At 66.8% G+C, this 12,410-nt stretch carries 8 protein-coding genes; 3 read left to right on the top strand and 5 right to left on the bottom strand.

Annotated features, from left to right (window positions below):
- Positions 1–238: 238 nt before the first annotated feature.
- Both alaS and recA read right to left on the bottom strand, forming a co-directional pair.
- A complete protein-coding gene (gene alaS / locus Q4I12_RS03160) occupies positions 239–2,908 on the bottom strand; it encodes an alanine--tRNA ligase (protein WP_297137332.1) in 2,670 nt (889 codons plus the stop codon).
- A gap of 75 nt (positions 2,909–2,983) precedes the next feature.
- Entirely contained in the window at positions 2,984–4,066 is a 1,083-nt protein-coding gene (gene recA / locus Q4I12_RS03155) for a recombinase RecA (RefSeq protein WP_006008777.1), read from the bottom strand.
- Positions 4,067–4,627: 561 nt separating this feature from the next.
- Here recA and Q4I12_RS03150 point away from each other — a divergent pair.
- From Q4I12_RS03150 to Q4I12_RS03140, 3 genes are all read left to right on the top strand, one after another.
- Positions 4,628–5,773 carry a tRNA(5-methylaminomethyl-2-thiouridylate) methyltransferase gene (locus tag Q4I12_RS03150; protein ID WP_239465019.1) on the top strand — a complete coding sequence of 382 codons (1,146 nt, stop codon included), beginning with the start codon at positions 4,628–4,630 and terminating at the stop codon, positions 5,771–5,773.
- 109 nt (positions 5,774–5,882) lie between these two features.
- Positions 5,883–6,245 (top strand): RNA polymerase-binding protein DksA, encoded by a 363-nt coding sequence (gene dksA / locus Q4I12_RS03145; protein WP_168934659.1) that lies wholly within the window; start codon positions 5,883–5,885, stop codon positions 6,243–6,245.
- 127 nt (positions 6,246–6,372) lie between these two features.
- Positions 6,373–8,187 carry an NFACT RNA binding domain-containing protein gene (locus tag Q4I12_RS03140; protein WP_302260540.1) on the top strand — a complete coding sequence of 605 codons (1,815 nt, stop codon included), beginning with the start codon at positions 6,373–6,375 and terminating at the stop codon, positions 8,185–8,187.
- Between the two features lie 245 nt (positions 8,188–8,432).
- Here the strand turns inward: Q4I12_RS03140 and Q4I12_RS03135 are convergent, their stop codons facing one another.
- From Q4I12_RS03135 to Q4I12_RS03125, 3 genes are all read right to left on the bottom strand, one after another.
- Positions 8,433–8,804 (bottom strand): WG repeat-containing protein, encoded by a 372-nt coding sequence (locus Q4I12_RS03135; RefSeq protein WP_297158416.1) that lies wholly within the window; start codon positions 8,802–8,804, stop codon positions 8,433–8,435.
- A 384-nt stretch (positions 8,805–9,188) separates the two neighbouring features.
- The gene (locus Q4I12_RS03130; RefSeq protein WP_168934656.1) at positions 9,189–9,533 is read right to left on the bottom strand and encodes a cupin domain-containing protein; all 345 of its coding nucleotides are present in this window, start codon (positions 9,531–9,533) and stop codon (positions 9,189–9,191) included.
- Positions 9,534–9,584: 51 nt separating this feature from the next.
- Positions 9,585–12,254: a mechanosensitive ion channel family protein gene (locus Q4I12_RS03125; protein ID WP_302260538.1), complete on the bottom strand. Its 2,670-nt coding sequence runs from the start codon at positions 12,252–12,254 to the stop codon at positions 9,585–9,587.
- Positions 12,255–12,410 lie beyond the last annotated feature (156 nt).

The raw sequence follows: 12,410 nt of genomic DNA, 5'->3' as shown, positions 1-12,410 counted from the left end.
CGAGTCGCCGTTTGTGCCCCGCCGGGATAGCGGACACGGGGCGGGGGGTATGGCGCGGGGAAGCCCGGAGGAACGCCCGGCCTGAGTGTCTGGGGACGGGACAGGATCATCCCGCCGTCATGGTGCATGTCTGCCCGGAAGGCCGCGGGGCCTGCCGGAAGCAGAGGGAAAAACGGTGGCTGCGGGGCCGGAACGGGGAGGGCGCCGATGCGGCGGCCCCTCCCCGGCAGTCACGAAGTTAGCCGGCGATCTTGGCGCGCAGCACGTCGAACGCGGCTTCCACGCCGTCGGCCTTGGTGCCGCCGGCCTGGGCCAGGTCGGGACGACCGCCGCCGGAGCCGCCGCAAGGCGCGGCCACGTCCTTGATGAGGGCGGGCGCGGTGAAGCGGCCGTGCAGGTCCTTGGAGACGTAGAGCAGCAGGCCCACCTTCTCGCCTTCCACCGTGGCCAGGCAGGCCACGCCGGAGGGGATGCGGGAGCGCACGTCGTCCATGATGTCGCGCAGGGCCTTGACCGGCACGCCGTCCAGCTTGGCGGTGAGCAGCTTCACGCCGTTGACCTCGGTGGCCTTCTGCACCAGGTCGGCGCCGGTGGCCGGGCTGGCGGCCGCCTTTTCGGAGGCCTTGCGCAGTTTCTTCACATCGCTGTGCAGGGCCTGCACGCGTTCGGCCAGCTGGCCGGGCTTGGCCTTGAGCAGGGCCGAAAGGTCGTGCAGTTCGGCACGCTGGGCCACGGCCAGGTCATAGGCGTTCCAGCCGGTGACGGCCTCGATGCGGCGCACGCCGGCGGCCACGCCGCTCTCGGACACGATGAGGAAGCTGCCCGCCTGGCCGGTGTGGCTCAGGTGGGTGCCGCCGCACAGTTCCACGGATTCGGTATGGGCGTCGTCGCCCATGCTGACCACGCGCACGGTGTCGCCGTATTTTTCGTTGAACAGGGCCATGGCGCCGCTGGCCACGGCCTCGTCATGCTTCATTTCCTTGGTGCAGACAGGGTAGTCGGCCATGATGGCGCGGTTGACCTGGCGTTCCACGGCGGCCAGCTCCTCGGGGGTCAGGGCCGCGATGTGGGAGAAGTCGAAGCGCAGGCGCTGGCTGTTGACCAGCGAACCGGCCTGCTTCACATGGGTGCCCAGCACGGAGCGCAGGGCGGCGTGCAGCAGGTGGGTGCAGCTGTGGTTGCGGGCCGTGGCCATGCGGGCGTCTTCTTCCACGCTCAGGGCCACTTCCTGGTCGATGCGCAGCAGGCCCTGTTCCACTTCGATGTTGTGGACGATGAGGGTGGGCGCGGGCTTCTGGGTATCCAGCACGCGGGCGGCGCCGTCGGGGCCTTCCATGCGGCCGGTATCACCGGCCTGGCCGCCGGACTCGCCGTAGAAGGGGGTCTGGTTGGTGACCACATAGCCCTTCTGGCCGGCGGGCAGTTCTTCCACGCTCAGGCCGCTCTCGTCCAGCAGGGCCACGATGCGGCCCTGGCCGTTCAGGCCGCTGTAGCCGGTGAAGACGCTCTGCAGGCCGTCGTCGGCCAGCTGCTGGAACAGCGAGGAGCCGCTGCCGTCCTGGCCCAGCAGGCCGGACTTCTTCTGGCTCTCGCGGGCGCGGCGGCGCTGTTCGGCCATGTGGGCCTCGAAGCCGGCCACGTCCACGCTGAAGCCGCGCTTTTCGGACACGTCGGTGATGATGTCCAGCGGGAAGCCGTAGGTGTCGGACAGCTTGAAGCAGAACTCGCCGGGGATGACCTTGTCGCCGGCCTTTTCCAGTTCGGCCAGCTGGTCTTCCAGCAGGGCCAGGCCCTTGCCCAGGGTGAGGGAGAAGCGCTGTTCTTCCTCATGCACGGCGCGGGCGATGAAATCGGCGTGTTCGGTCAGTTCGGGGTAGTCCTCGCCCATGATCTCGGTGACCTTGCGGGCCACCTTGTACAGGAAGGGCTCGTGCACGCCCATGAGCGTGGCGAAGCGCAGGGCGCGGCGGATGAGGCGGCGCAGCACGTAGCCGCGGCTCTCGTTGGAGGGCAGGGTGCCGTCGGCGATGAGGAAGGCGGCGGCGCGGGCGTGGTCGGCGATGACGCGCAGGGCCGTGTCCACGTCATTGGTGTCGGGCGCGCTGAAGCTGTACTTCACGCCGGCCAGCTCGGCGGCGTACTGGATGATGTCCTGGAACAGGTCGCAGTCGAAGTTGGAGCGCTTGCCCTGGCAGACGGCGGCGATGCGTTCCAGGCCCATGCCGGTATCGATGTTGGGACGGGCCAGACGGTCACGGGTGCCGTCGGCGTGCTGGTCGAACTGGGTGAAGACCAGGTTCCAGATCTCCAGGAAGCGGTCGCAGTCGCACTTGCCGATGCCGCAATCCGGGCCGCAGGCCATGTCTTCGCCCTGGTCGATGTAGATCTCGGAACAGGGGCCGCAGGGGCCGGTATCGCCCATGGTCCAGAAGTTGTCCTTCTCGCCCATGCGCACGATGCGCTCGGCGGGCAGACCGGCCACTTCCTGCCAGATGGCGGCGGCTTCGTCGTCCTCGCGGAAGACGGTCACCCACAGGCGCTCCTTGGGCAGTTCCAGTTCTTCGGTCACGAACTTCCAGGCCCAGGTGATGGCCTCGCGCTTGAAGTAATCGCCAAAGGAGAAGTTGCCCAGCATCTCGAAGAAGGTGTGATGGCGCGCGGTGCGGCCCACGTTTTCGAGGTCGTTGTGCTTGCCGGACACGCGCAGGCACTTCTGCGAGGTGGTCACGCGCGGCACGTCGCGCACTTCTTCGCCCAGGAAGAACTTCTTGAACTGCACCATGCCCGCGTTGGTGAAGAGCAGGGTGGGGTCGTTGGGCGGGATCAGGGGCCCGGAGGGCAGGATGTCATGCCCGTTGCGGGCGAAGAATTCCAGATAACGGCGACGAATCTCTTTGGCGGTGAGCATAGGGGCTCCATGTTGCTGCCCGGAAGGGCGATAAAAAAACGGGCGGCCCCGCAGGGCCGCGTTGCACACAAAAAACTAGTCCAGATCGGACATGGCGGCGCTGCCGTCGTCCAGATCCTCTTCGCTGGGGATGAACTCCTGCGGATGCATGCCCAGGAATTCCGTGACCTTGGCTTCGATCTGGCGGCGCAGTTCCGGGTCCTCGTCCAGCAGGGCACGGACCTTTTCGCGGCCCTGGCCCAGCTTTTCGGAGCCGAAAGCGAACCACGAGCCGCTCTGCTCGATGATCTTGGCTTCCAGGCCCAGGTCGATGAGCTCGCCCGAGCGGGAGATGCCCTGACCGTAGAGGATGTCGAAGGTGGCGCTGCGGAACGGCGGGGCCACCTTGTTCTTGACCACCTTCACGCGGGTGCGGGAACCGAAGGACTCTTCCTTGTCCTTGAGGGTCTGGATGCGGCGGATGTCCATGCGCACCGAGGAGTAGAACTTGAGGGCGTTACCGCCGGTGGTGGTCTCGGGGCTGCCGTAGCCGGTGACGCCGATCTTCATGCGGATCTGGTTGATGAAGATCACGGACGTGCGCGACTTGTGGATGGTGCCGGTAAGGCGGCGCATGGCGTGGGACATGAGGCGGGCATGACCGCCCACCTGGCTCTCGCCCATGTCGCCTTCCAGTTCGGCCTGCGGGATGAGGGCGGCCACGGAGTCCACCACCACCAGGTCCACGGCGCCGGAACGCACCAGCATGTCGGCGATGTCCAGGGCCTGCTCACCGTAGTCGGGCTGGGAGATGAGCAGCTCGTCGGTGTTGACGCCCAGGCGCCGGGCGTAGTTCACGTCCAGGGCGTGTTCGGCGTCCACGAAGGCACAGGTGCCGCCCATTTTCTGGCATTCGGCGATGATGTGCAGGGTAAGGGTGGTCTTGCCCGAAGATTCGGGGCCGAAGATCTCCGTGATACGGCCGCGCGGGATACCGCCCACGCCCAGGGCCAGGTCGAGACCGATGGAACCCGTGGGGATGACGGGGATATTGACATGGGCTTCGTCGGAAAGCTTCATGACCGCGCCTTTGCCGTACTTGCGTTCGATGGTGGCAAGTGCGGTGCCCAGGGCTTCGGCGCGGGCTTCTTCAGGAGAAAGGGCCGGTTTTTTGGCCATAGAGACGCTCCCTGTAGGAAATTTAAGCAACGCAGTATAGCAAAGCGCGCACGGCAAGGCAAGGAAGGCGGCGGGCCTCCCGGGACGGGCCCTTGCGGGCTGCGGGGATGCCGCCTTCGTCACGGCACGGGCCCCTGCGCATGCCGGGCATCACAGGATACGCCCCGGGCAGGGGGACGGCTGTGCGGGCGCGCACAAAAACTGCGTTATTCAGGAATAAATCTCAATAATTGTCAAGGGGAGAAGGGCCGGCTGTGCGGCGGCAGGAGTGGGGCGCGCTGCTCCTGCTCCCTGTACCGTATCCCGCTCCAGGTCCCGATGCCGTGCAGGCGCGCCGGAGCGGACGGACGGGCCTTCGGTCCGCGCCGTCAAACGGCAGGCCCATTCGCCGGGAAAGGGGTGCCGCGGCAGGGGATGCGGCACGCGTGCGGCTCCTCAAGAGCTTCCCCATCCCTGCACGGGGCCCGCAGAGGCGGCAGAACGAAAAAACCTATCCAAAAGCTGTGAAAATCCGGGCCGGGCTCTTGCCTCCTGCCCCCGCTTTCGCGTAGAAGGCGGGCCATGATGAACACTCCCTCCGATTTCCAGACCCCCGCCGCGCCCGGCATGGTCAATGCTGACCAGCGGCCGGTGGATGTGGTCGTGCTTTTTTCCGGCGGCCTGGACAGCATCCTGGCGGCCAAGGTCCTGGAGGAACAGGGCCTGCGGGTCTGCTGCCTGCACTGCCATTCCCCCTTCTTCGGTGATCCCGGCGCCGTGGAGCGCTGGAGCAACCTCTACGGGCTGGACATCCGCACCCTGGACGTGAGCGACGATTTTTGCGCCATGCTGCGTGCCCGTCCGGCCCACGGCTTCGGCAAGGTCATGAACCCCTGCGTGGACTGCAAGATCCTGCTCCTGCGCCATGCCCGCCTTTACATGGAGAGCATCGGCGCGCGCCTGCTGGCCACGGGCGAGGTCATGGGGCAGCGTCCCATGTCGCAGCGCCGGGACGTGCTCAACGCCATCCGCCGCGATGCCGGGGTGCAGGACATCCTGCTGCGTCCCCTGAGCGCCCTGCATCTGGCGCCCACACCCGCCGAGGAGGAGGGCTTCGTGGACCGTTCCCGTCTGCTGGGCATCAGCGGGCGCGGCCGCAAGGACCAGCTGGAACTGGCCAAAAAGTACCAGCTGCCCGAGATCCCCACGCCCGGCGGCGGCTGCCGTCTGGCGGACAAGGAGAACGCCCGCCGCTACTGGCCCGTGCTCTCCCGCTGGCCCGAGCCCGACACGCGGGCCTTCAAACTCTCCAATCTGGGGCGGCAGTTCTGGGCGCAGCAGGACGGCCGGGACTACTGGCTGGCCATCGGCCGCACCAGTGCCGACAACCAGGCCCTGCACACGGTACTGGGCAAGGACGATGCCAAGATCCACCTGGCCGACATCCCCGGTCCGCTGGCCGTGGCCTGCGGGGGCCGTACATGGCCGGAAGAGGTGCTGCGTGCGGCGGCGGCCCTGATGGCCTCCTACTCCGGCAAGGCCGTGCGCCTGGGGGCCCCCGTGGGCGTGCGGGCCAGCTGGCTGGGCGGCGGCTGGCAGGGCGAGGTGCTGCCCTCGCGTGAGGGCATCTGGCAGGAGCCGGCCTGGGTGCCGGCCCGTGAGGAACTGCGTGCCGAGCAGAAAGCACGCCTGCACGGCATCCCGCCGCAGGAGGAGGCGGGGGAATAGGCGCGTACCGCTTTACAAGATGACGTTTTCCGGGTAATGAGGAGCGATTCCTCATTATGGGGCAACAATGCCAAAATCGTGCCTACAGGGCCAGTTTTGGGAGGCTTATATGGACCAGAAGGATATAGAGTATTTCCGCAAGCTCCTCACCAGCATGCTGGAGGAAGCCAAGCAGAAGGGCGACTCCACCATCGAAGAGCTCACGGACAGCAATGAAGTCTTTGCCGACCCTGCTGACCGGGCTACCGCTGAATCCGACCGCGCCTTCACCCTGCGCATCCGTGACCGCGAACGCCGCCTGATCCGCAAGATCCAGTCCGCGTTGCAGCGCATCGACGACGGCACCTACGGTATTTGCGACGAATGCGGCGAAGAGATCGCCATCCCCCGTCTCAAGGCCCGTCCTGTCACCCGTCTGTGCATCAACTGCAAGGCCAAGCAGGAAGAGGACGAACATCTGCGCGGCGACTAGCGCGCATCCCTGACCTGTGCCGCCGGAGCGCGGCATCCTTTGACCTTTTCACAAAAAACGGGCTCCGGCCCGTTTTTCTGTTTTTTGCTCCGGCTTCGCGCCGGTAAGGACATCCCCGGCAATATCTATGGACGCCCATCTTTTTTCCCGTTTTTGCGAGGAGCTCGCCCCGCGCATCATCGGCGGCTGGCTGGAAAAGGTGCAGGAACCGGCCCCCGGCCTGCTGGCCTTCAACATCAATCTGGCCGCGCGCGGCCAGAGCTACGGCCAGGCAGGCGGCAGCCGCAAGTGCCAGCTGTGCCTGCGCGCCGCACGCAAGGAACCCTTCCTCTTCCTTTCCCGCAGCCGTCTGGCCGCCGGGCGGGCCCCCTCGGCCCCGGTCATGCGCCTGCGCAAATATCTGGCCGGGCACCGTATCCTGGCCACGGTCTGCTGCTTCAGCCGCCGCCAGCTCTGGCTGCTGGTGGGCGGGGAGGCCGCGGCCGAAGAGGCCCTGCGCCGCCAGATGGTGCTCTGGAGCCCGGCGGAAGGCGAGGAGGACGGCCTTTCCCCTGAGAGCGGGGCGCAGCCGGACATGGCGGACATGACGCCGGAGAGCGGCGAGGCCGCGGAGCGGGAGCCCCTGGCCACCTGGCTGCTGCTGGACTTGCGCGAAGGGGCCTCGGTACGCTTCTTGCCCGTGAGCCGCAGCCCGCAGGAAGAGTCCCTGCGCTGGCCGGAGCCCGGAGAGCTGGAAGAGGCCCTGGCGCACTGGCGGGACTGGCCGGTACTGACCCCGGCCCTGCGCCGTGCCCTGCCCCTGTATGACGAGCTGGACCGGCAGGCCCTGCTGGAAGACCTGCGCCTGGGCGGCGGGGACGTGTTCTACTATACGCCGCCGGATGGAGAGGCGGAGGAGAAGGCCGGGAACGAGCGGCCCTCCTGCCGCATCGCGGCTTGGCCCCTGCCGGATGCCCTGGCCCAGGGCTGGCATGAGGAGCAGGGGGAAGACATCCTCGGCCTGGTGGAGAAGGCCGGGCAGAAGCTGGTGCTGGAAAAGGCCGCACGCGACGCCGCCGGTGCCGCTGCCCTGCCCCTGTCGCGCCGTCTGCGCAAGCTGGAACAGCTGCTGGCCAAGCTGGATGAGGAAGAGCAGCGCCTGCTGGGCATGTGCACCGCCCGTGAGGACGGCCTGCTGTTGCAGGCCTGGCTGTGGCGCTGGCCTGCGGATTTCCGCGCACCGGAGCTGGTGCTGCCGCCGCCGGAGGAAGGCGACGGGGACACGCCGCGCAAGACCGTGAAGCTGGATATGCGGCGCAGCGTGCGGGACAATATGGAACGCCTGTTCCATACGGCCCGGCGCGGGCAGCGTGGCCTTGAACATCTGGCGGAACGGCGTGCGGTGCTGCGGGCCGAACTGGCCACCGTGCAGGCGGCCCGGCAGGAAGCCCTGCTGGGCGGTATCGGGCACGCCGCCGGAGAGGCCGGGAAGCCCGACAGGAACACGGTGGCGCTGGGGGCCCTGCGCGGTGCGGCCCTGCCGCGCAACGTGCAGCTCTTCGTCAGTGACGACGGCTTTGCCCTGCTGCGCGGCCGTGACGCCAAGGGCAACATCGCGGCCCGCAAGCTGGCCGCGGCCCACGACATCTGGCTGCATACCGACGGCGGCCCCGGCTCGCACGTCATCATCCGCCGGGCCCATGCCGGACAGGAAGTGCCGGAGCGCACCCTGGACCAGGCCGGGGCGCTGGCGGCCTGCAAGAGCTGGCAGAAGGACGCGGCCCGGGCGCGCATCCTCTACGCCGAGGTGCGCCACATCCGCAGCATGCGCGGCGCGGGCACAGGCACCGTGCGCATGGACAAGATCCTCTACAGCCGCGAGGTGCCGGTGGATGCCAGTCTGGAGACCCGTCTGCTGCCGGAAAGCCCTGCGGGGAAGACGGACGGGACGGGCAGGGACTGAGCTCCGCCGTACGGCTTTTGCGCCCCATGGGCGTGCCCTTTGTCCTTTTCGGCTGACGGGCCCGTGCGTGCGGCCGTTGTCCTGCTGTCGTGAGCGGGCGCGGCATGATCTGGCCCGCGTCTGCCGGCAGGGACAGGGGCACTGTCCCGACTGAGCGACGGGCACAGGCAGGTCCGGTGATGCGCGCAGAGACGGGCCTGCCGGTAAAAGGGCCCGCTGGCGGCAAAGAGCGGTAGTGTCTGCCTTTACGGCAGTGGGGTGGCGTCGCGCGCCTGGGGATCGTCCGTCTTTCGGCCCATTGTGTCGATGAAGTACCAAGCATCGCTTTCCCAGTACCAGTGCTCGCCGCCGGAGCCCGGGACCTCCTTGCGTTGTCCCGTGTCCGTGACTTTCGCCTTGCCGCCTTCGAAGGGGAGGGCAAAGGCGAAACGGGGCGCTATCACCACCCGGCCGCTCTCGTCCGCATAACCCATGCGGCCCCGGTCATCCACGATGCGGTACAGGCCTTCGCGGACATAGTCGGGGCCGTTGTCATAATGGAAGGGGACGACAGCTGGTGACGCGGCGCAGCCGCACAGGAGCAGGGCCAGCAGCAGGGAACAGCCTGTATTTTTCATCAAAAATTCCTTTGTGGTTTGAAACCTCCCCCTTCAGGGGGAAAAGAGTGGTTGACAAGACGGCGGAGCCGATGAAATCCTTTTCCGTAACCTCTCCCTTTAGGGAGGGGCAATCCGCACGACCCCTATCCGTCGGCTGCGGAGTCAGTCGGCGGACGGGGCGACTGTGGATTGAAACATGGGGCTCCTTGATATGTACCGGTGAGCACTGACAGACGGGGATGGTCCCGGGCTCCGGCCCCGCCATCATGACGATGGGACAGCGTGCGTCCGGGATGGCCACCGGGCAGACAGCGGCGGCATCTTTCAGGTAAACGGTATGGAAAAGCCACCCTTGCGGGTGGCTTTTTTTGTCTGGGAGCGGACAGGGGCTTTCCCGCTGTCCTACTTGAACAGGATCAGGCAGACCATCTCCATGTCGTCGGGGCCGTCGTTGTAGACGGCATGCCATTCGCCGTCGGGACAGACGGCCGTGTCCCCGGCATGGAGCATGACCTCGGTGCCGTTGTCGTCATAGCGGCACTGGCCCTTGAGGATGTGGTAGACCTCCATGTCGCCCACATGCTGGTGACGGCCCACGGCGTCGCCGGGCCCCAGGCGCACGATGTTGAACAGGCGCCCCTTGTCGTAGAACTCGCCTTCGTTGAGGAGCTGGGTGGCGTGGGCCAGGCCCGGGCCTCCGGCGATCTGTTTGTCGAAGCGGATGTGGTCTTCCTTGCGGCGGATCATGGTTTCCTCCTGGGGGTTGGACGGGGTTCGGGCCCGTCATGGGCGCACGGGTCAGGCCGTCAGCTGACGGTCCTCGTCGGTGGGCGTGTCGTCATCGACCGCAGGCCGGGGCCGCGACGCCAGCTTGCCGCCGGGACGGGGCTTGCGGTTGCGCAGGGGACGCTGGGGCCGGGCGCTGCCGTGCGGGGCGCGACGGTCGGCGGGAGAGTCGGGCAGGGCCGCCGTGGGGCGCGTGGCCATGTCACGCGGGCTCCGGGCACGGGGCGGCATGTCCTTGATGTGCACGTCCATCTGCGGGAAAGCGATCTCGATATTGTTCTTGCGGAACAGCTGGTCGATCTCGAACAGCAGCTCCGAGGCCGTCTTGACGCTGACATCGTAGTCCCGCACCCAGAAGCGCAGGGTGAAGTCCAGGGTGCTGGCGCCGAAGTTGGAGAACAGCACCACCGGCGCGGGGTACTTGAGGATGTCGCTGTGGCCGTTGGCCACGGAGGCCAGCAGCTTCATGACCAGGGTGGTGTCGCTGCCGTAGGCCACGCCCACCACCACGTCACGGCGCACCGTACGGCTGTTGCGCGTCCAGTTGATGAGGCGCGTGGACACGAACTCGGAGTTGGGCACGTAGATGACGGCGTTGTCGTAGGTCTCCACGATGGTGGCGCGCACGCTGATCTTGCGCACGCGGCCCGTGGTTGTGCCCACTTCGACCACGTCGCCTACCTGCATGGTGCGGCTGAAGATGAGGATCAGGCCGGAGAGGAAGTTGTTGATGATGGTCTGCATGCCGAAACCGATACCGACGGACAGACCACCGGCGACCATGGCCAGGTTGCTCAGTTCCATGCCCAGCGAGCGCAGGGTGAACAGGCCGAAGAACGCCCACAGGGCGTAGGTGAAGGCCGTCTGCAGGGGCTGGATGAGCGTGGGGTCGATACGCAGACCGCGGCTGGGCATGCGCGAAAGGAAGAGCGTGCCCATGCGCACGGCGGTGCGGGTCAGGAAGAAGACGCTGATGATGAGCAGCACCTGCACCATGTTGAAGCGCGTCTCGCCCACGTTGACGCCCTGGAGTACGAAGTCCTGCAGCAGGGAAAGGCCGCCGGGCAGGGTGCAGACCCACAGGGACATGCCGCCGATGACCAGCAGCAGGATGACAGGCGCGGCCAGGGCCAGCATGAGGCTGGAGACGGCCGCCGAGCCGCCCTCGTCGGGCAGCTGGTCATTGTAGCGGTTGATGGCCGACATGCTGGCCACGCTGATCTGCAGGGCCAGCGAGCAGGAGACGTAGAACAGGTACAGGCCCATGCTGAAGATGTGCAGGCCCATGACGGCCAGCACCAGGGTCACCCAGAAGATGAAGGCGCTGCCCGACAGGATGGTGGACTCGAGCTGGGTGCTGGCCTCCAGGGTGTGGCTCCTGGCGCGCCACAGACGGTGCAGGAGCATGAGCACCACCCAGGCGATGAGGGTCACCACCGGCGGCAGGGGCAGGTAGATCAGGATGTAGGAAAAGAGCGTCAGAGGGATGAGCTGCCACAGGGGGTTGTTGACGGCGGCCTTGTCCGGGTGCTGCAAGCGGCGCAGGTCCCAGGCCAGGAAAACCTCGCCGATGATGATGCTCAGGTTGCCCAGGGCCAGGAAGCAGCGGAACACATCCCCGTGGGCGGACAGCGACGAAGCCAGCAGGGACAGGCCCAGGCCGATCCAGGGCAGGCTCACATGGAACATGTGGCGGCCCACCTCGCCGTGGGTCCCGGAATGGCGCCAGCGACGGTAGAGCACCATGCCGGTGAACAGCACCAGCAAAAGGCAAAGGGCGAAGCGCAGGCCGGCCGTATGCCAGTCGTCGGCGCTGACGGGGATCTCCACGGGCAGGCGCAGCTGGATGCCCTGCCAGACATATTGCAGGCGTTTGGGCACGGTCTCCCAGGTCTCGAGGCTGAGATAGGGCACCGGGCCTTGCAGATAGTAGTCCCGCCACAGCTGGGGCAGCATGGTGGCGATGTCTTTCTGTGCCTTCTTCAGGTCGGCCATCATGTCCTGGGTGGGCGACAGCACGGAATCATAGCGCTTGATGACGTCGGTCAGGCTTTTCTGGGCCTTGGTGACCTGGCGCGAGTAGTCGCGGATCTCGGCGTTGGACGGCAGATCCTTGGTTTCGGGCAGGCTCTCGGCCAGATGGTTGACGCGCTCCAGCAGGGAGTTGACGCTGTTGCGGGCCAGCAGCACGGGGTCGATGACCTGCTGCATCTGCTGCACGGTGAAGGAGATGCGGCGGTCCAGGGCCTCCAGCGGGTTGGGCCAGTTTTTGAACGTGTTGATGAGCAGGAGCAGGCGGCGGGCTTCCTCGACGATGGGCCGCGCCTGCTTGGACATGGTCTCCGCCTGCTTGTTGATGTCACGCACCAGGCCGCGCGTACTGCTGTTGATGTCGTCCAGCATGTCCTTCTGGCCGGCCCAGATGTCCTCCAGCGGGTCCACCGTGGGAGCCGCATCGGCTTCGGCAGGGGCGCTGGAAGCGGCTTTTTTGTCCTGGGCCTTGTCGTCCTTTTTGGCGTCGGCCTTGTCGTCGTTTTTCTGGGGCGCTTCGTCGGCCAGGGCACAAGTCGGGCCGACGAGGGAGGTCATCTCCCGGCAGGCGTCTCCGGAAAGGGCCGGCACGAGGCTGAGGACGGTCAGCAGCATGAGAACGGGCAGGGAACGGAACAGGCAGCGATACATGGTTCACCTCAGGGAAAGACCCCTGCCGGAAAGGGACAGGGGCATCATGACATTGAAAAGCCAGCAATAGCGCAAGATGTGCTGATTGAAAAGAGGTCTTCCTGTAAACATGCGGCTACCCCCGGGAGCAGGCGGATGGCCCGGCTTTACAAGCCC

The sequence above is a fragment of the Desulfovibrio piger genome (assembly GCF_951793255.1).
In the GTDB taxonomy this organism is placed as follows: domain Bacteria; phylum Desulfobacterota; class Desulfovibrionia; order Desulfovibrionales; family Desulfovibrionaceae; genus Desulfovibrio.
The sequence above is the reverse complement of the archived record's forward strand: the minus strand, read 5'-3'. Positions and strand labels throughout refer to the sequence as shown.